At 69.6% G+C, this 19,104-nt stretch carries 15 protein-coding genes and 2 tRNA genes; 5 read left to right on the top strand and 12 right to left on the bottom strand.

The genetic code is table 11. The annotated features are described in order from the left end of the window. The first annotated feature begins 4 nt into the window (after positions 1-4). The gene (locus DCW30_RS10925; protein ID WP_076685322.1) at positions 5-715 is read left to right on the top strand and encodes a DUF5324 family protein; all 711 of its coding nucleotides are present in this window, start codon (positions 5-7) and stop codon (positions 713-715) included. A gap of 174 nt (positions 716-889) precedes the next feature. Here the strand turns inward: DCW30_RS10925 and DCW30_RS10930 are convergent. Further along, positions 890-962 (bottom strand) — tRNA-Ala (locus DCW30_RS10930). Between the two features lie 181 nt (positions 963-1,143). On the opposite strand from DCW30_RS10930, the gene DCW30_RS10935 reads away from it, so the two are divergent. Both DCW30_RS10935 and DCW30_RS10940 read left to right on the top strand, forming a co-directional pair. After that, positions 1,144-1,692: a helix-turn-helix domain-containing protein gene (locus tag DCW30_RS10935; protein ID WP_062774381.1), complete on the top strand. Its 549-nt coding sequence runs from the start codon at positions 1,144-1,146 to the stop codon at positions 1,690-1,692. A 49-nt stretch (positions 1,693-1,741) separates the two neighbouring features. Then, entirely contained in the window at positions 1,742-3,109 is a 1,368-nt protein-coding gene (locus DCW30_RS10940; protein WP_076685323.1) for a serine/threonine-protein kinase, read from the top strand. On the opposite strand, the gene DCW30_RS10945 is transcribed toward DCW30_RS10940, so the two are convergent. Further along, the gene (locus tag DCW30_RS10945; protein ID WP_205576603.1) at positions 3,075-4,403 is read right to left on the bottom strand and encodes a hypothetical protein; all 1,329 of its coding nucleotides are present in this window, start codon (positions 4,401-4,403) and stop codon (positions 3,075-3,077) included. The genes DCW30_RS10940 and DCW30_RS10945 overlap by 35 nt on opposite strands. Before the next feature lie 411 nt (positions 4,404-4,814). Then, entirely contained in the window at positions 4,815-4,943 is a 129-nt protein-coding gene (locus tag DCW30_RS37420) for a DLW-39 family protein (protein ID WP_003999697.1), read from the bottom strand. A gap of 314 nt (positions 4,944-5,257) precedes the next feature. Between DCW30_RS37420 and DCW30_RS10955 the strand changes: the two genes are divergently transcribed. Continuing rightward, a complete protein-coding gene (locus tag DCW30_RS10955) occupies positions 5,258-5,590 on the top strand; it encodes a DUF6344 domain-containing protein (RefSeq protein WP_062771460.1) in 333 nt (110 codons plus the stop codon). Positions 5,591-5,848: 258 nt separating this feature from the next. Here DCW30_RS10955 and DCW30_RS10960 read toward each other — a convergent pair. The 9 genes from DCW30_RS10960 to dnaA form a co-directional block, all read right to left on the bottom strand. After that, a tRNA-Ile gene (locus tag DCW30_RS10960) sits at positions 5,849-5,922 on the bottom strand. Between the two features lie 214 nt (positions 5,923-6,136). After that, positions 6,137-6,799 carry a DUF3566 domain-containing protein gene (locus DCW30_RS10965; RefSeq protein ID WP_076685326.1) on the bottom strand — a complete coding sequence of 221 codons (663 nt, stop codon included), beginning with the start codon at positions 6,797-6,799 and terminating at the stop codon, positions 6,137-6,139. A gap of 18 nt (positions 6,800-6,817) precedes the next feature. Beyond that, positions 6,818-9,421, bottom strand: coding sequence for a DNA gyrase subunit A (gene gyrA, locus DCW30_RS10970; RefSeq protein WP_062771456.1), 2,604 nt, complete (start codon positions 9,419-9,421; stop codon positions 6,818-6,820). A 43-nt stretch (positions 9,422-9,464) separates the two neighbouring features. Next, on the bottom strand, positions 9,465-11,534 hold the full coding sequence (gyrB, locus tag DCW30_RS10975) for a DNA topoisomerase (ATP-hydrolyzing) subunit B (protein ID WP_076685327.1): 2,070 nt from the start codon (positions 11,532-11,534) through the stop codon (positions 9,465-9,467). A 265-nt stretch (positions 11,535-11,799) separates the two neighbouring features. Continuing rightward, positions 11,800-12,357 carry a DciA family protein gene (locus DCW30_RS10980; protein ID WP_062771452.1) on the bottom strand — a complete coding sequence of 186 codons (558 nt, stop codon included), beginning with the start codon at positions 12,355-12,357 and terminating at the stop codon, positions 11,800-11,802. Then, positions 12,354-13,475 carry a DNA replication/repair protein RecF gene (gene recF, locus DCW30_RS10985; RefSeq protein ID WP_076685328.1) on the bottom strand — a complete coding sequence of 374 codons (1,122 nt, stop codon included), beginning with the start codon at positions 13,473-13,475 and terminating at the stop codon, positions 12,354-12,356. Before recF ends, DCW30_RS10980 begins: the two co-directional genes overlap by 4 nt. 82 nt (positions 13,476-13,557) lie before the next feature. Further along, entirely contained in the window at positions 13,558-14,442 is an 885-nt protein-coding gene (gene gnd / locus DCW30_RS10990; protein ID WP_076685329.1) for a phosphogluconate dehydrogenase (NAD(+)-dependent, decarboxylating), read from the bottom strand. A gap of 90 nt (positions 14,443-14,532) precedes the next feature. Beyond that, entirely contained in the window at positions 14,533-15,663 is a 1,131-nt protein-coding gene (gene dnaN / locus DCW30_RS10995) for a DNA polymerase III subunit beta (RefSeq protein WP_062771445.1), read from the bottom strand. A 1,045-nt stretch (positions 15,664-16,708) separates the two neighbouring features. Next, a complete protein-coding gene (dnaA, locus tag DCW30_RS11005; RefSeq protein ID WP_076685331.1) occupies positions 16,709-18,589 on the bottom strand; it encodes a chromosomal replication initiator protein DnaA in 1,881 nt (626 codons plus the stop codon). Positions 18,590-18,955: 366 nt separating this feature from the next. On the opposite strand from dnaA, the gene rpmH reads away from it, so the two are divergent. Beyond that, complete coding sequence (rpmH, locus tag DCW30_RS11010) at positions 18,956-19,093, top strand: 50S ribosomal protein L34 (RefSeq protein ID WP_006381191.1); 138 nt, start codon at positions 18,956-18,958, stop codon at positions 19,091-19,093. The last annotated feature ends 11 nt before the right edge of the window (positions 19,094-19,104 follow it).

Raw genomic sequence — 19,104 nt, forward strand, 5'->3', positions numbered from 1 at the left:
TCACGTGACCCGCATCGAGAGCGTGCGCGCCGCGACCGGCTCGGCCAAGGACAGCGTGCGGCACGCCGCGGACGCGGTGGCGCCATACGCCGACACGGCCAAGGACCGAGCCGCGCAGTACGCCCATGAGGCACGCGTACGGCTCGCACCCAAGGTGTCACAAGCGGCCGAGCAGGCCCGTGTCCAGTACGGCGCCCACGTCGCCCCCCGCGTCGAACAGGCGCGCACGCACGTGCCGCCGAAGGTCGACCAGGCCGCCCAGGAGGCCGCCGCCCGCACCCGCAAGGCCGCGCGCCAGGCCGCGGACTATTCGAAGCCCCGCATCGAGCACGCGGTGGCCGTCGCCCAGCCCGTACGGGAAGAGGCCGCCGCCCGGAGCAGTGCGGCCCTGGCCGCGCTGCGCGGACAGGTCTCGCCCAAGGAGGTCCAGCGACTCATCCGCAAGCACGAGCGCCGGGCCAGGAACGGACGCGTCGCCAAGAAGCTCGTCCTGTTCGGCCTGCTCGCGGGCGGTGCCGTCGCCGCCTGGAAGTGGTGGGACAAGCAGGCCAACCCCGACTGGCTCGTCGAGCCGCCGGAGGCCACCGAGGTCCCCGCCACCACCACACCGCTGACCTCGGTCGACGGCAGCGCACAGACCGCCCTCGACCCCGAGGTCCAGGCCAAGCAGGCGGAAGCCGAGGCCGAGGCGGCGGACCGCGACAAGCGGGGCTGACGGTTTCGGCTCTCGGTTTCACGTGAAACATCGCGGCCCGGCCCGCGCGCCGACGTGAGAGCACAGACAGACGTGCCGCTGTGAGGGCGCCCTGTAAGGGCACGCTGTAAGGGCACAGACAACGAAAAAGCCCCTCTGGACTGCGTTTCCGCAGTTCAGAGGGGCTTTGCGCTGTGGAGCCTAGGGGAGTCGAACCCCTGACATCTGCCATGCAAAGACAGCGCTCTACCAACTGAGCTAAGGCCCCGCTGACGGCACGGCCGCCGGAAGAACCACTTCCCGGCGTGCACCGGGGACCAGAGTACCGGGTCTCCCCCCTGATCCCGCAAAAGGATTGGGGCTCCCGGTCGACGACCACGCTCCGTAAGATGCACGACGTGGTTCGCGGCAGCGAAGCACGGTCTTAGGGGAAGCGATGGGGAGACGCAATGGACGCCGCACAGCAGGACACCACCGCGAGAGCACGGGAGCTCCAGCGGAACTGGTACGGGGAGCCGCTGGGGGCGCTCTTCCGTCGCCTCATCGATGATCTGGGCCTCAACCAGGCGCGTCTCGCCGGAGTACTCGGACTCTCCGCACCCATGCTGTCGCAGCTGATGAGCGGTCAGCGGGCGAAGATCGGCAACCCCGCGGTCGTCCAGCGCGTGCAGCTGCTCCAGGAGCTGGCGGGCCAGGTCGCGGACGGCAGTGTGAGCGCCGCCGAGGCCACCGACCGCATGGACGAGATCAAGAAGTCCCAGGGCGGTTCCGTGCTGACCAACACCTCGCAGACCGCGACCAGTTCGGGCGCGCCCACGGTGAAGCGGGTGGTGCGCGAGATCCAGTCACTGCTGCGCTCGGTGTCCGCCGCCGGCGACATCATCGATGCCGCCGATTCCCTCGCCCCCACCCACCCGGAGCTGGCAGAGTTCCTCCGGGTGTACGGCGCCGGGCGCACCGCGGACGCGGTCGCCCACTACGAGGCGCACCAGAGCTGATCCGTCGGCCGGGCCGTCGCACGGCCCGGAAGGGGAGCGGAACGCGACCATGGGTGAGGTCTTCGCCGGCCGGTACGAACTGGTCGATCCGATCGGGCACGGGGGAGTCGGAGCGGTCTGGCGTGCCTGGGACCACCGGCGCCACCGCTATGTGGCCGCCAAGGTGCTCCGGCAGAGCGACGCGCACTCCCTGTTGCGGTTCGTCCGGGAGCAGGCCCTGCGGATCGACCATCCGCATGTGCTCGCCCCCGCCAGTTGGGCCGCCGACGACGACCAGGTCCTGTTCACCATGGACCTGGTCGCCGGCGGTTCGCTGGCGCACGTCATCGGCGACTACGGCCCGCTGCCGCTCCGCTTCGCCTGCACGCTGCTCGACCAGCTCCTCTCGGGGCTCGCGGCCGTCCACGCCGAGGGGGTCGTGCACCGCGACATCAAGCCGGCCAACATCCTGCTCGAAGCCACCGGCACCGGGCGTCCTCATCTGCGCCTGTCGGACTTCGGCATATCCATGCGCAAGGGTGAGCCCCGGCTGACCGAGACCGATTACGTCGTGGGGACGCCCGGCTACTTCGCCCCCGAGCAAATGCTGGGCGCCGAGCCGGACTTCACGGCGGACCTCTTCGCCGTGGGCCTCGTCGCCCTGTACCTCCTGGAGGGGGCCAAGCCCGACGCCAAGACGCTCATCGAACGCTTTGCCGAGCAAGGCACTCCGAGTGCCCCGCAAGGCGTTCCTGAGCCGCTCTGGCAGGTTCTCGCCACGCTGCTCCAGCCGGACCCGCAGGCGCGCTTCCGCACCGCCACCGGGGCCCGCAAGGCCTTGGCATCGGCCGCCGAGATGCTGCCGGAGCCCGGCCCGGACGACGAACTGGTGGAGATCTTCGATCAGCTCGGACCGCTGCCCACGGGGTTCGGCCCTGACGGGCCGCTCGCTCCTCCGCCACGGGGCGACATCACGGCCGCCGATCAGGGGCGTGGTCCCGGCTCCGAGACAGGCAGCTTTCGGCTGCCTCCGCCGCTCCAACGCCCTCCGCAGGCCCCGCAGCAGCAGCCACCCCGGCCCGCCACTCCGCCGACCCCGCTGCCCCTGCCTCTCCCGGCACCCGCGCCGGCGCCCCTGCCAGTGCCGGCGCCCGGAGCCGCGTACGGACGCGAACCCACTCACGATCCCGGCCCCGCGTACGGCTCAGGTCCCGCGTACGGCTCAGGCCCCACATACACGCCCCGAGCTTCAGACCAATTCGAACACGTATACGCCCCCGGAGCCGCCCCCCACCTCCCGGTCCCCCGCGCGAGCGCGCCCCTCGCCCCCGTCACGACCCAACACCGACCGGGGCCGCCGGCGAAGGTCGCCGTCCCGATGCTGCTCGTCGCGCTGGTGTGCCTCACCGTCGGTGTCTGGGCCCTGACGCGGCTCTGACGGGCGCGTCCGACGTGGGGGCCGACGCCGCGGCCGACGCCCCCGCGGCCCTGCGGCGGGCCGTCAGCGTCCACACGCCGAGTATGCCGAGCAGCAACACGCCCGTCCCGATCCCTCCGACCGCGACGGCCGCGAGCACCGGATCGTCGTCCGAGCCCCCCTCACCCCGCGCGGCCGACTCCCCCCGCCGCGCGGCCTCCGCGTCCCGCTCCGTGACGCCGAACTCCTCGGCGGGCCGCGGCGAACCGGCGTAGGAAGGGCCCGGCAGCGGGTCTCCGTCGACGTCCACACGCAGCATGAGCTCCAGCGGGGCCTCGCCGAACTTCTCGGCCACCTCGGGATTGAGGTGGACCGACACGTAGTACCAGCCGGCGAACCGCATCGCGGACACCGCGTCCGCCGTGGCGAACCGGTTCTCGTAGGCGACCGGCGGCAGCGGCTCGAGGGCGGCCGACTTCTGCTCGCCGTTGTACGCCGTGTCCGCGTCCTCGACCTCGGCGCGCACCGGGTTGGCCAGCGTCATGACCAGGCCCGGCGAGACGTACCCCGTACCGCGCGTGGCGGGGTCCGCCGTGCCCCGTCGGAGGCCGTCCGACGTGCCCAGCTCCGCGCTGACGGCGAGCTGCTGCCCCCAGTCGACCGGCACGCGGTAGTAGCGGGTCTCACCCGGAGTAACGCTGTCTCCCCACACTCCGTTCCCCAGCGCACGCGCCGTGTGGTAACTCGTGCCGCCCGCGCGCCGCTTCCGCTCGCCGGTCGGCGGTGCGGGGGTCGCGGAGTCCCAGGTCCGCGGCGGCTCCGTCGCGCCCGTCATCCGCACCGCGGGTTCCGACGCGACCCGCAGCTCCAGGGCCCACGCCCCCCGGGACGACTCCGGATCGCTGGTCCGCTCGACGAGCACGTAGTACGTGCCGGCGCCCGCGCAGCTCGGCTCGGCGGGTCCTGTCCGGCGCGCCGCGGTGGCCGTGATGGGCCGCGGGCTCTCCGAGGCCCCGAAACGCGCCTCCTGCGCCTCCATGGGGCTGCAGTTGTTGCCGTCGGCGTCCTGTACGGACACTTCTAGGCCATCGGCGTACGAGACGCGGGTGCCGAGCCGTGGCACCGCGGTCGCCGAGACGTACGCGCTCTCCTTGGCCTTGAGGTCCAGGCGGTAGTAGAGCCGTCCCCCGCGCGGGAGGGAGCTTTTATAGGTCTCGCCCGGAATCAACCGGTGCCCCTCGACGTTGCTCCTCGCGCCGTCGACCGTCTCCGCCCCCTCCGCGAAGGCGTAGGGACCTGGCTCCCCCGTGGCCACGGCCTGTCCCGGGCATATCGCCCCCGTACCCACCAAGGCGGCCGCGGCCATGGCTGACGCCGCCCGCCGCCGAGGCCGTCCCGCCACTCCCCGTGCCCCGCCCGGCCCTCGGCCCCGCCCCATCACGCGTCACCCCTCGTCGCGAGAACAGCCGTCCCGTCCGTCCCGTCCTGCCCGTCCGACCGGGCGCGGACACCCCCGCGGGCCCTTCGGCACCGCGGCTGCGCCATCCGTGCGGCGTCCGGCGCCATCCGGTCATTCGCTCAAGCAACCGCACTGTTCGCATCGGTGAACGCACCGCACAGCGATCCGAATACCGCACGAGTTCCGGAGTCGCAAGACGGCCATGGGCAACACAAAACCCCGGCCGCGGCAGCGACCGGGGTTTGTGAAGTAACGGTTGTTGCTGACTCAAGAACCCGTGGGCACGGAGTCAGTCGCCTCCGTCCACAGATCCTGCTCGGCGCGATCCGCCTGGATCTGGCGGTACACGAGGAGCCCGCCGATGGCGGCCAGTGCGACCAGGAGAAGCTTCTTCACCGCGCGACCTCGTCTTTCCTTGACGTAGGGGACTTCTGCCGCCCGACTATACACACCGATCGATATCGATCGGTGACCTGGATCCGCCCCCAACTTCCGCATCGCGGGCAGCGATCCAAGTGGACCTCCGGGCTCCGCACAGGGCCCACACGTCGCGACCTTCGCCGCCCTTGGCCCCTTTTCGGGCCCTTTGGGGCCATACGGGTGGTGTTCATCGGAACATCCACGCGCCACGAGCGTCGGTCCACCGTTGTCGACCCCACATACACATCATGAGGAAAGTACGCAAATCGCCCAACCCGAAATGAGGGGCCATGACCGGAAACAAGGCCATGAAGCTGTGGACCACGATCGTCACCGCCTTCCTCGCGCTCTTCGCCGCGCTGGGGCTCGGCACGACGGCCACGGCCGCGACGCCGGCACAGGAGACCACGAACGAGCGCAACGCGACGGTGTGTGCGCCCACTCCGGCGATGGCCGCCATCTGGAAGGCGGCGTACGAACGGTCACTGCCCCCGACGATGAAGCAGCGCATCCGCGCCGAGGCGCACGGCGCGTCCCCCAGCTGCCGGCACCTGCCCGCCACGGACACGGAAGCCGAGGCTGACTCCACCGCACACGAGCCACGACTGGCCTCGGAGCCGTAATCACGCGGCAAGCGGCACCACAAGACTCCAGAAGGCCCCCAGCCACCGGCTGGGGGCCTTCTGCGGCTCCCGTGCGGCATCCACGCCCGCCCTGCGGCCTACGGCGGCAGTCCCCGCAGGCCCAGGAAGCCGCCACCTCTACTCACCGAACCCGCGGGCCCCCATCCCCGTACCCACCCGAGCCGATCCCCCGAGCCGACCGAGCGGACGCGCAACGCGAGAACCCCCGGCCTCGAAAGGCCGGGGGTTCTCGTTCTGTGGGGCTAACAGGATTTGAACCTGTGGCCTCATCCTTATCAGGGATGCGCTCTAACCAACTGAGCTATAGCCCCGCCGCGCCTGCGGTGTGTGTCCCGCGCGCTGACCTCTGAAGATTAGCGCACGTCCGGGCCAGTCCCAAAATCGATACCCGCGCGGGGGCGCCGCCGGGGGCCCGGACAGACGGAAAGGCCGTGCGCGGGGTGGTCGCCACCGCCGCGCACGGCCTTTCCGGAGCCTCTGTCACGTGACGAGTCCTCTGCGGCTCGTCGACGCGTCGGCCCCGCGCTACTCGTCCTCGGCCAGCGTCAGTTCGACGCCGCCGACAAAGCCCGCGGAGAGGTTGTAGATGAACGCGCCGAGCGTCGCCAGGGCCGTCGCGAGGATGACGTCGATGACGGCGATGATCGAGGTGAACATCAGGACGCGCGGCAGCGACAGGAAGGACTGCAGGTCGAAGCCGTTGGACTCGTTCGAGCCCGTCGCCTCGGAGATCGTGCCGCCCACCGTCGAGAAGACGCCCATCGCGTCCATGACCATCCACAGGACGGCCGCAGCGACGATCGTGCAGATGCCGAGCGCGATGGAGAGCAGGAAGCTGACCTTCATCACCGACCAAGGGTCGGCCTTGGCCACCCGCAGCCGCGCCTTGCGGGTGCGGGGCACCGTCCGCGCCCCCGTCCGCGGCTTGCGCACCGCGCCGGCCTTGGCGTCCTGCTGGTACGCCTGCGGCGGGTGGTACGGCTGGGAGGCCTGCTGCGGCTGGCGTTCCCCGGGCAGCGTTCCCCCGCCGCCCTTCACGCCCTTGGCAGAGCCTCGGGTATCCGTCACAGTTCCCCCCTGGGATCCATGAGACTCATGGGAGCCTTGTGCATCTGTGGCGGAGCCACGGGCACCCTTTGTGCCGGCTTTGCCGGTTCTCTTCGCCCCGGCGCCCGTGGCTCCACTCACGATGACTCACTCCTCGCGCTACTCGGCCGAGGAATCCGTGCCCTCGTCCGTACCGGCAACCGGCTCGCCGCCGTCCGATTCGTCGACGACGATGTCCCCGTCGACTTCCTCGGCCTCGCGCCCGGCCTCGGCGTTACGAGCGATGCCGACCACGGCATCGCGCTTGCCCAGGTTGATCAGTTGGACGCCCATGGTGTCACGGCCCGTCTCCCTGACCTCGTTGACTCGCGTACGAATCACACCGCCGCCCAGCGTGATGGCGAGGATCTCGTCCGTTTCCTCGACCACCAGGGCGCCCACGAGCTCTCCGCGGTCCTCCACGATCTTGGCGGCCTTGATACCGAGGCCACCGCGACCCTGGACGCGGTACTCGTCGACGTTGGTCCGCTTCGCGTACCCGCCGTCGGTGGCGGTGAAGACGAACGTACCTGGACGAACGACATTCATCGAGAGCAGTTCGTCCCCGTCGCGGAAACTCATGCCCTTGACGCCCGAAGTGGCGCGGCCCATCGGGCGGAGCGCGTCGTCCGTTGCGGTGAACCTGATCGACTGCGCCTTCTTGCTGATGAGCAAAATGTCGTCCTCGGAGGAGACCAGCTCGGCGCCGATCAGCTCGTCGTCCGAACCGTCCGCCGTCTCCCGGAGGTTGATGGCGATGACGCCGCCCGAGCGGGGCGAGTCGTAGTCCTTGAGCGGCGTCTTCTTAACGAGGCCGCCCTTGGTGGCGAGCACCAGGTAGGGCACCGCCTCGTAGTCACGGATCGCGAGGATCTCGGCGATCTGCTCGTCCGGCTGGAAGGCGAGGAGGTTGGCCACGTGCTGGCCGCGCGCGTCGCGGCCGGCGTCGGGCAGTTCGTACGCCTTGGCGCGGTAAACGCGGCCCTTGTTGGTGAAGAACAGCAGCCAGTTGTGCGTCGTCGACACGAAGAAGTGGTCGACGATGTCGTCCTGCTTCAGCTTCGTGCCGCGCACGCCCTTGCCGCCGCGCTTCTGCGAGCGGTAGTCCTCGGTCTTGGTGCGCTTGATGTAGCCGCCGCGCGTGATGGTGACGACGATGTCCTCTTCGGCGATCAGGTCCTCCATGGACATGTCGCCGTCGAAGGGCACCAGCGCCGAGCGCCGGTCCTCGCCGAACTTGTCGACGATCGCCGCGAGCTCCTCGCTGATGATCCGGCGCTGCTTCTCGGGCGACGCCAGGATCGAGTTGTACTCGTTGATCTTCGCCTGGAGCTCGTCGTGCTCGGCGACGATCTTCTGGCGCTCCAGGGCGGCGAGCCGGCGCAGCTGCATCTCGAGGATGGCGTTGGCCTGGATCTCGTCGATCGAGAGCAGGCCCATCAGGCCCTCGCGCGCGATGTCGACGGTCTGGCTGCCGCGGATGAGCGCGATGACCTCGTCGATGGCGTCCAGGGCCTTGAGGAGGCCGCGCAGGATGTGCGCCCGCTCCTCGGCCTTGCGCAGCCGGTACTTCGTGCGCCGGACGATGACCTCGACCTGGTGCGTGACCCAGTGCCGGATGAACGCGTCCAGCGACAGGGTGCGCGGCACGCCGTCGACCAGGGCCAGCATGTTGGCGCTGAAGTTCGACTGGAGGTCGGTGTGCTTGTAGAGGTTGTTCAGGACGACCTTGGCGACCGCGTCACGCTTCAGGACGATGACGAGGCGCTGGCCGGTGCGCGAGGACGACTCGTCGCGGACGTCGGCGATGCCGCCGACCTTGCCGTCCTTGACCAGGTCGGCGATCTTCTGCGCGAGGTTGTCCGGGTTGGTCTGGTACGGCAGTTCGGTGACGACCAGGCACTGGCGGTTCTGGATCTCCTCGACCGCGACGACCGCGCGCATCGTGATGGAGCCGCGGCCCGTGCGGTAGGCCTCCTCGATGCCCTTGCGGCCCACGACCAGGGCGCCGGTCGGGAAATCGGGGCCCTTGATGCGCTCGATCAGGGCGTCGAGCAGCTCCTCGTGCGAGGCCTCGGGGTGCTCAAGGGCCCACTGGGCGCCCGCCGCGACCTCGCGGAGGTTGTGCGGCGGGATGTTGGTGGCCATGCCGACCGCGATGCCCGCCGAGCCGTTGATCAGCAGGTTCGGGAAGCGCGCCGGCAGGACCGTCGGCTCCTGGTTGCGGCCGTCGTAGTTGTCGGTGAAATCGACGGTCTCCTCGTCGATGTCACGGACCATCTCCATGGCCAGCGGCGCCATCTTGCACTCGGTGTACCGCATGGCCGCCGCCGGGTCGTTGCCCGGGGAGCCGAAGTTGCCGTTGGAGTCCACCAGCGGCATCCGCATCGACCACGGCTGGGCGAGGCGCACCAGGGCGTCGTAGATGGAGGAGTCGCCGTGCGGGTGGTAGGTGCCCATGACGTCGCCGACGACGCGGGCGCACTTGTAGAAGCCCTTCTCGGGGCGGTAGCCGCCGTCGTACATCGCGTACAGGACGCGTCGGTGCACGGGCTTCAGGCCGTCCCGCACGTCGGGCAGCGCGCGCGACACGATGACGGACATCGCGTAGTCGAGGTAGGAACGCTGCATCTCCGTCTCGAGCCCGACGGGCTCGACGCGCATGCCCACACCGGGCACGGCGGGTTCCTCTTCGGGCGTCACAGGGGTGTTCTCGTCGGCCATTACTGGTCAAAGTCCTTTCGAGGTGCGGCTCGTACGGGCCGACTCAGATGTCGAGGAAGCGGACGTCCTTGGCGTTGCGCTGGATGAACGAGCGCCGTGCCTCGACGTCCTCTCCCATCAGCACCGAGAAGAGGTCGTCGGCCTGTGCCGCGTCGTCCAGGGTGACCTGGCCGAGCACGCGGTGTTCCTGGTCCATCGTCGTGATGCGGAGCTCCTCGGCGTTCATCTCGCCGAGGCCCTTGAACCGCTGGACCGAGTCGTCCTTGATGCGCTTGCCGGCCTGGCGGCCGATCTCCACCAGGGCGTCGCGCTCGCGGTCGGAGTACGCGTACTGGAAGTCGTCCCGCGACCACTTGATCTTGTACAGCGGCGGGCGCGAGAGGTAGACGTGGCCGGCCTCGACGAGGGGACGCATGAAGCGGAAGAGGAACGTCAGGAGCAGCGTGTTGATGTGCTGACCGTCGACGTCGGCGTCCGCCATCAGGATGATCTTGTGATAGCGGAGCTTCTCGATGTCGAAGTCCTCGTGCACACCGGTGCCGAACGCCGAGATCAGCGCCTGGACCTCCTGGTTGTGCAGGATCTTGTCGACGCGCGCCTTCTCGACGTTCAGGATCTTGCCTCGGATGGGCAGGATCGCCTGGTACATCGGGTCGCGGCCGGACTTCGCCGAACCACCGGCGGAGTCACCCTCGACGATGAAGATCTCGCACTTCGTCGGGTCGTTCGACTGGCAGTCGCTCAGCTTGCCCGGCAGGGACGCCGTCTCCAGGAGGCCCTTGCGGCGGGTCAGGTCGCGCGCCTTGCGGGCGGCGACGCGGGCAGTGGCGGCCTGGATGCCCTTGCGGATGATGTCCGCGGCCTCGTTCGGATTGCGGTCGAACCAGTCCGTGAGGTGCTCGTGGACGACCTTCTGGACGAAGGTCTTCGCCTCGGTGTTGCCCAGCTTGGTCTTCGTCTGGCCCTCGAACTGGGGCTCGCCCAGCTTCACCGAGATGATCGCTGTCAGACCCTCGCGGATGTCCTCGCCCGTGAGGTTGTCGTCCTTCTCGCGGAGCAGCTTCTTCTCGCGCGCGTAGCGGTTGACCAGGCCCGTCAGCGCGGCCCTGAAGCCCTCCTCGTGCGTGCCGCCCTCATGCGTGTGGATGGTGTTCGCGAAGGAGTAGACGCCCTCGGTGTACTGGGAGTTCCACTGCATGGCGATCTCGGCCGAGAGCAGGCGCTCCGGGTCCTCGGCCTCGACGTCGATGACGGTGGGGTGGACGACCTCGCCCTTGCGGGAGTTGAGGTACTTCACGAAGTCGACGATGCCGCCTTCGTAGTGGTACGTCACCGTGCGGGCCTCGGCGGCCTCGTCGTCGGTCGCCTCCGCCGAGTCGGCGCCCGCCGTGGCCTTGGCGGACTCGCGCTCGTCGGTGAGCTTGATCGTCAGGCCCTTGTTGAGGAAGGCCATCTCCTGGAAGCGCCGCGCGAGCGTCTCGAAGGAGTACTCCGTCGTCTCGAAGACGTCCGGGTCGGCCCAGAAGGTGACCGTGGTGCCGGTCTCGTCGGTGGCCTCGTGCCGCTCCAGGGGCGCGGTCGGGGCACCCGTCTTGTAGTCCTGCGTCCAGCGGTAGCCGTCCGTCTTGATGTCCACGGAGAGCCTGGTGGACAGCGCGTTCACGACGGAGACACCGACGCCGTGCAGACCACCGGAGACGGCGTACCCGCCGCCGCCGAACTTGCCGCCCGCGTGCAGCACGGTGAGCACGACCTCGACGGCCGGCTTCTTCTCGACGGGGTGGATGCCCACCGGGATGCCACGGCCGTTGTCGATCACGCGGACGCCGCCGTCGGCGAGAATCGTCACGTCGATCGTGTCCGCGTGACCGGCCAGCGCCTCGTCCACGGAGTTGTCGACGACTTCCTGCACGAGGTGGTGCAGACCGCGCTCACCGGTCGAGCCGATGTACATGCCGGGTCGCTTGCGGACCGCGTCCAGACCCTCGAGGACGGTGATCGCGCTGGCGTCGTACGAGGGTGGGGCCTCGACGGTCTCGCCGGCGGCGGTGGACGGGATGTTCTCGTTGGGGTTGCCGGAATCGGCCACGAAGCGCCCTTTCTGGCACAGCACAAGCCAAGCTCCCGGCGGTGGCCGGAGCGGCTGCGTCGTTCAGCGATAGTCAGCGTTGCTCGGTGCGTCCCACAAGTGGGGCGGGATTAGCTCCCAGTCTACCGGTAGCGCTGACAGTGATGGGGGTTTGCCGGTACCTGAGTCCGCATGTGCCGTCCTGAACGGGACTCGGCCGACTCCCCATATGCGGAACGGGGCTCCAAAGGGCTCACAGCGGCACTCAGCGCTTTGAGCCGTCAACCCCCAGCTATCGCCCCCGGCGGCCTCAGCCGTAGGTGTCCCCGGGGCCCGTGCTTCCCGGTGCGCGCAAGGGTCCGAAGCGGGTGGTGGGGCCCTGGGGACCGAGCACCTTGATGAGGCGTACGGTGCCGTGGCCCAGGTCTTCGTTCAGGCGCGCGACGAGCTGCGGGGCCATGAGGCGGAGCTGCGTCGCCCAGGCCGTCGAGTCGCACTGCACGGTCAGGACGCGCTCGTCCTCGTCGTACTTCTGGGGCACGCAGTGCTTGGCCAGGTCGTCGCCGACGATCTGCGGCCAGCGGCCCATGACCCCGCCGACAGCGGCCGGGGTCTCCCAGCCGCGCTCGGTGATCAGCCGGTTGATGGCGGAGCCGAGCGGCAGCGGGTCACGTCCGTCGGAGCGCGCCCCGGAGCGCAGCCCGCCGCGGCGCGCCTGCTTCTTCTGCTGGGCGGCGTCCCCACGCGCGCGCGCCTGTTCCTTCGCCGCCCGCAGGGCGACCCGGGCGAGGTCGACGCCGGAGGGCTCGGGCGGCTTGGGCGCCCCCGGGTTCGCGGGGTCGCCCTTGGCCGGCTCTTCGGTGCTCATACGCGGTCCACCGCGCCGTCCGACACCGCGTACCGCGTGCCGGTGAGGACGCCGGGGACGTCGTCGTCCACGGCGGCGGTGACCAGGACCTGCTCGCCCGGCGCCACCAGCTCGGCGAGCCGCTCCCTGCGGCGGGAGTCCAGCTCCGCGAAGACGTCGTCGAGGACGAGCACCGGTTCGTTGCCCTCGGCCCTGAGCAGGTCGTACGAGGCCAGGCGCAGCGCCAGGGCGTACGACCAGGACTCGCCGTGGCTCGCGTATCCCTTGGCGGGGAGCTGGCCCAGTTTGAGCAGGAGGTCGTCGCGGTGCGGGCCCGCCAGGGTCACGCCGCGCTCGATCTCCTGCTTGCGGACCTCTTCGAAGGCGGCGATGAGCTGCTCGTACAGCGCCTCGCGGGTGAGGCCGTCACCGGGCGCGGACGGCTTGTACTCCAGGGAGACGGGGCCGCCGCCGGGCGCGAGCTGCTCGTACGCCTTGTCGGCGAGGGGCTGGAGCGTGGAGATGAGGTCGAGCCGCTGGGCGAGCAGCTCGGCGCCCGCGCGTGCGAGGTGCTGGTCCCAGACGTCGAGCGTGGACAGGTCCATGGACCGCCCGCCGTGGCGTCGCGCGAGGGCGGCCGACTTCAGGAGGGTGTTGCGCTGCTTGAGCACCCGGTCGTAGTCGGAGCGGACGCCGGCCATGCGCGGGGAGCGCGCGGTGATCAGCTCGTCCAGGAAGCGCCGCCGCTCACCGGGGTCGCCCTTGATCAGCGCGAGGTCCTCGGGCGCGAACAGCACCGTACGGACGATCCCCAGCACGTCCCGCGGTCTGACCTGCGAGGAACGGTTGACGCGGGCGCGGTTGGCCTTGCCCGGGTTCAGTTCGAGCTCGATCAGCTGCTGCCGCTCGCCCTGGCGGACGTTGGCCCTGATGACGGCCCGCTCCGCGCCCATGCGGACCAGGGGGGCGTCCGAGGAGACGCGATGGCTGCCGAGGGTGGCGAGATAGCCGACGGCCTCGACGAGGTTGGTCTTGCCCTGGCCGTTGGGCCCCACGAACGCGGTGACGCCCGGATCGAGAGGGACCTCGACCCGGGCGTACGAGCGGAAGTCGGCCAGCGAGAGATGCGTGACGTGCATGGTGTTCGCCGACCTCCCCCGGCCTTGCTTCGCTTGCTTCGAGGCCTGTGGGAAACCGCGGGGGTTCCCCACAGGCTGTGGATCAGTTCTCGCTCTTGGACTCCACCGCGTGGCCGCCGAACTGGTTGCGCAGCGCGGCGATCATCTTCATCTGCGGGGAGTCGTCCTGGCGCGAGGCGAAACGGGCGAAGAGCGAGGCCGTGATCGCGGGCAGCGGCACGGCGTTGTCGATCGCGGCCTCGACCGTCCACCGGCCCTCACCGGAGTCCTGCGCGAAGCCGCGCAGCTTCTCCAGGTGCTCGTCGTCGTCCAGGGCGTTGACCGCGAGGTCGAGCAGCCAGGAACGGATGACCGTGCCCTCCTGCCAGGAGCGGAAGACCTCGCGCACGTCCGTGACGGAGTCGACCTTCTCCAGCAGCTCCCAGCCCTCGGCGTAGGCCTGCATCATGGCGTACTCGATGCCGTTGTGGACCATCTTCGAGAAGTGGCCCGCGCCGACCTTGCCGGCATGCACGGAGCCGAAGTCGCCCTCGGGCTTGAGGGCGTCGAAGATCGGCTGGACCTTCGTGATGTCCTCGGTGTCACCGCCGTACATCAGCGCGTAGCCGTTCTGCAGGCCCCAGACGCCGCCGGAGACGCCGCAGTCGACGAAGCCGATGCCCTTGGCCTTCAGCTCCTCGGCGTGCTTCTCGTCATCCGTCCAGCGGCTGTTGCCGCCGTCCACGACGACGTCTCCGGGCTGCAGGAGCTCGGCGAGCTCGTCGATGGTGGCCTGGGTCGCGGCCCCGGCCGGGACCATCACCCACACCACTCGGGGGCCCTTCAGTTCGCCCACAAGCTCTTCCAGGCTGTGGACATCCGCGAGATCCGGATTGCGGTCGTATCCGATGACGGTGTGACCTGCGCGGCGGATGCGCTCGCGCATGTTGCCGCCCATCTTGCCAAGGCCGACGAGACCGAGCTCCATCAGAGGTTCCTTCACTAGCGACGTGGCGTTCCGGGCACTTTCGTACCCGCGTCCGAGCCTACGCCCGGACGCACGCTCACACCTGTGGGCTCAGCCGCTCAGACGTACGGGCATGATCAGGTACTTGTAGGCGTCGTCCGCCTCGGCGTCCACGGCCGGCCTGCCGCTGAGCAGCGCGGGCTTCGTGGAGGTCGTGAAGGACAGCTGGGCGACCGGGGAGTCGATCGCGCTCAGGCCGTCGAGCAGGAACGTCGGGTTGAACGCGATGGAGATGTCGTCGCCGTCGAGCTGGGCGTCGACCCTTTCCACAGCCTGTGCGTCGTCGCTGGAACCCGCCTCCAGGATCAGCACGCCCTGCTCGAAGCTGAGCCGCACCGGGGTGTTCCGCTCGGCGACCAGGGCCACGCGCTTGACGGCCTCCACGAAGGGGGCGGTCTCGATCACGGCCACGGAGTTGAACTCGGTGGGGAACAGCGTGCGGTACTTCGGCAGATCGCCTTCGAGCAGACGCGTCGTCGTACGCCGACCCGCGCCCTCGAAGCCGATCAGGCCCTCGCCCGCGCCGGACCCGGAGAGCGCCAGGGTGACCGTGTCACCGCTCGTGAGGGCCTTGGCGGTGTCCAGGAGCGTCTTGGCGGGCACGAGCGCCACAGCGGACGCCTCGGGGTTCTCCGGCTTCCACAGGAACTCGCGGACCGCGAAGCGGTAGCGGTCGGTGGAGGCCAGGGTGACCGTGTCGCCCTCGATCTCGATGCGTACGCCGGTCAGCACCGGAAGCGTGTCGTCGCGGCCCGCGGCGATGGCCACCTGCGCGGCGGCGGAGGCGAAGACCTCACCGGGGACGGTGCCCGTGGCGGTCGGCATCTGCGGCAGCGCGGGGTACTCCTCCACAGGAAGCGTGTGGAGTGTGAATCGCGAGGAGCCGCAGACCACCGTCGCCCGCACGCCGTCCGTGGAGATCTCCACTGGGCGGTTGGGGAGCGCGCGGCAGATATCCGCGAGCAGCCGGCCGGAGACGAGAACGGTGCCCTCCTCGTCGATCTCCGCGTCCACCGAGACGCGCGCCGAGACCTCGTAGTCGAAGCTCGACAGGCTCAGTGCGCCTTCCTCGGCCTTCAGCAGCAGGCCCGCGAGGACAGGCGCTGGCGGCCGGGCCGGGAGGCTGCGTGCCGCCCAGGCCACCGCCTCCGCGAGTACGTCGCGTTCAACCCGGATCTTCACCGTTAGCCGCCCTCCTGCTGTTGCTGGCTGCTCTCGCCCGCTGGGCCTGTGGCCCTCGTCGTCTGACTCGGTGTCTCTCAGCCATGCCGTGGGAAGGACACCGGGGAACAGTCTGACGCACCGCACTGACAGTCGGTGCCTGTCGGGGTCAAGTCGTACCGAGCGGCGTCGGGGCCCCGAAGCGCGAGTTGTGCACAGGCCCCCCTTCCAAACGATTTCCCCGGACTCTCTAGTCGGGAGTAGTAGTAGGGGCTGTGGAAACCGTGGATAACCGCGAAATCGCTGGTCAGACCCGGTTTTTTATCCACCGCGCCTGTGGGCGGCACCCGTGGACAACCGGGTGTTTCTGTGGACGGGCGAAAGTTCTGCACACCCCGTGCACAGGGAAGGGCCACTTCTCCCCAGCGTCGTCCCCAGCTTTACCCCGCTTCCCCACAGGCCAACCCGGCACCTTGGTGTGACGCCTTTCACTCGACCCGGTGAGGAGGCGCGTCGCGTTGCCGAACAGTGGACAGCCGTGTGGAGAAGCCGGGTAAAGCTGGGGACAACCGGCCAGAACCTGTGGGCCGCCGGTGGACAACGTCGTGCACACCCTGTGGAGGAAAAGTTCATCCACAGCCTGTGGAGATCTTTTGTCCACGAATCCCCAACCACTTGACCTGGTCTGATGATCTCTCAGCCGTGCTGCCTGTGGACAGCGTCTGGACAACTTTTCAGTCCCCAGGGTGTGGAAGCGAGAAAGTTCGCACATCTGTGGAGAACCCGGCCCTGAGCTGGGGAAATCGAACAGCGAGAGCGGTCCGTGCGAGGGCGCTGTGCGGTCGGAAGCGCTCCGGAACGGCTCCGCAACGTCTCCGGAGCGGCGTCGGATGGCTCCCGGAGGGGTACCGGAGGGATGCCGCAGGGGAGCGTCGGGGGCTCCTGAGAGAACTCCTGAGAGAACTCGGCCCGCGGGAAGAACGGGCTCCACGCGTGCGTGGGCAACGAAAAGCGCCCCGGGAGCCGTTGTCCCGGGGCGCTGCTCCGCGGCCTGCCGCCGCGTGCGTCAGCCGTTCTTGATGCGGTTGGTCAGCTCGGTGACCTGGTTGTAGATCGAGCGCCGCTCGGCCATCAGCGCGCGGATCTTGCGGTCCGCGTGCATGACCGTCGTGTGGTCGCGGCCGCCGAACTGTGCGCCAATCTTCGGCAGGGACAGGTCGGTCAGCTCCCGGCACAGGTACATGGCGATCTGGCGTGCCGTCACCAGGACGCGGCTGCGCGAGGAGCCGCACAGATCGTCCACCGTCAGCCCGAAGTAGTCGGCGGTCGCCGCCATGATGGCCGTCGCCGTGATCTCCGGGGCCGCGTCCTCGCCGCCGGGGATCAGGTCCTTGAGGACGATCTCGGTGAGCCCCAGGTCCACCGGCTGGCGGTTGAGCGAGGCGAACGCCGTGACGCGGATCAGCGCGCCCTCCAGCTCACGGATGTTCCGCGAGATCCGGGACGCGATGAACTCGAGCACCTCCGGGGGCGCGTTGAGCTGCTCCTGCACCGCCTTCTTGCGGAGGATCGCGATACGCGTCTCCAGCTCGGGCGGCTGGACGTCGGTGATCAGACCCCACTCGAAGCGGTTGCGCAGCCGGTCCTCCAGGGTGACCAGCTGCTTGGGCGGCCGGTCGCTGGAGAGCACGATCTGCTTGTTCGCGTTGTGGAGCGTGTTGAACGTGTGGAAGAACTCCTCCTGCGTCGACTCCTTGTCCGCGAGGAACTGGATGTCGTCGACGAGCAGGATGTCCATCTCGCGGTAGCGCTTGCGGAAGCTGTCGCCCTTGCCGTCGCGGATGGAGTTGATGAACTCGTTGGTGAACTCCTCCGAGCTCACGTAGCGCACGCGCGTGCCGGGGTAGAGGCTGCGGGCGTAGTGCCCGATGGCGTGCAGCAGGTGCGTCTTGCCGAGCCCTGACTCCCCGTAGATGAAGAGGGGGTTGTAGGCCTTGGCGGGCGCCTCGGCGACGGCCACCGCGGCGGCGTGCGCGAAACGGTTCGACGCCCCGATGACGAAGGTGTCGAAGAGGTACTTGGGGTTCAGCCGCGCGGTCGGCTCGCCGGGGCCCGTCGCGGGCGCCGGCTGCGCGGCCAGCGGGCCGGGAGCGCCGCTGGAGGAGGTGGGGCCGACGGGGCCGCCCCTGTGCACGCCGTGGCCGCCGTGCCCGCCGCCGCGGTGGTCGCCGGACGGATCGGACATGTCGTGGCGCTCACGCCGGTCCTGCGGCTCGCGCTGCTGGTCGTAGGGGGAGCGCTCGTGCGACGGCTGGCCGCGGTAGTCGCGCTGCGGCTGCTGCACCGGGTTCGCGTACGGATCGCGCTCGGGGAAGCCGAGGCGGGGCTGCTGCCAGCCGTAGTCGTTCTGCTGCTGGTGCTGCGGCCACGCTCCGGGGGCCGGACGCTGGTAGTCCGGGTAGGCGGGGCGGGCGGTCGGCATCTGCTGGTCGGAGCGGGAACCGTTCTGGTGCTCGTCCGAGGACCGGCGCCCGTAGCCGTCGTACGCGTCGCGGCCCTGGCCGGAGGACGGGAGCTCGGGCTCCTCGTAATGCTGCTGGTGGTGGTGGTGCGGCTGCTGGTGCTGGCCGGGCTGCTGCATCGGGGGCGCCGAGGGGCCCGCCGGTTCGCCGACCGAGTCGTCGACAGTGATCGCGATGCGGATCGGACGGCCGCACTCGCGGGTCAGGGTCTCGCTGACCACGGGCGCGAGCCGGCCTTCGAGTACGCCCTTGGCGAATTCGTTCGGGACGGCCAGGAGGGCGGTGTCGGCGACCAGGGCCAGCGGCTGGCAGCTGCGCAACCACCGCTCGTCCTTCGCCTCGACGCCCTGCCCGCGGCCCTCACCCAGCAGATGTTCCAGAACTCGTGGCCACACTGCGGCAAGATCGGCAGGTACGTCAGCCACAGGGCACGCTCTCTCACGGGTCCCACGAAGGTGTGGTTCCTGGGACGGAAATCGGGATGGGGAGGGGGAAGGGAACGAATCGGAGTTCAGCCAAGGTAGTCAGGGCGACGGCTGCGGTTCAAGTTGTTGTCCACAGGCTGTGCACAGTGTCTCCCCCTGGAGGCCGGTTTGACCGGATGGCGTAGCCCCGCGTACCGTGACCAGGTCGAGTTGTCGATGGCTGCTGCCGCCTGCCTCCGATGGGCAAAGATCACGATCTGTGATTGTGAAGCGGTGCACTCGGTGCGTATTCGCGAGCTTCTCGTGGGCGCACGGTGACAGCCAGGCGATGTCCCGCCACCACACGATCATTTCTGGAGCCCCCGAGTGAGCAAGCGCACCTTCCAGCCGAACAACCGTCGTCGCGCCAAGACCCACGGCTTCCGCCTGCGGATGCGCACCCGTGCCGGCCGCGCGATTCTCGCGAACCGTCGTGGCAAGGGTCGCGCCAGCCTTTCCGCCTGATCTCAGTCAGG

This window comes from Streptomyces alfalfae (assembly GCF_004127445.1).
GTDB lineage: Bacteria > Actinomycetota > Actinomycetes > Streptomycetales > Streptomycetaceae > Streptomyces > Streptomyces alfalfae.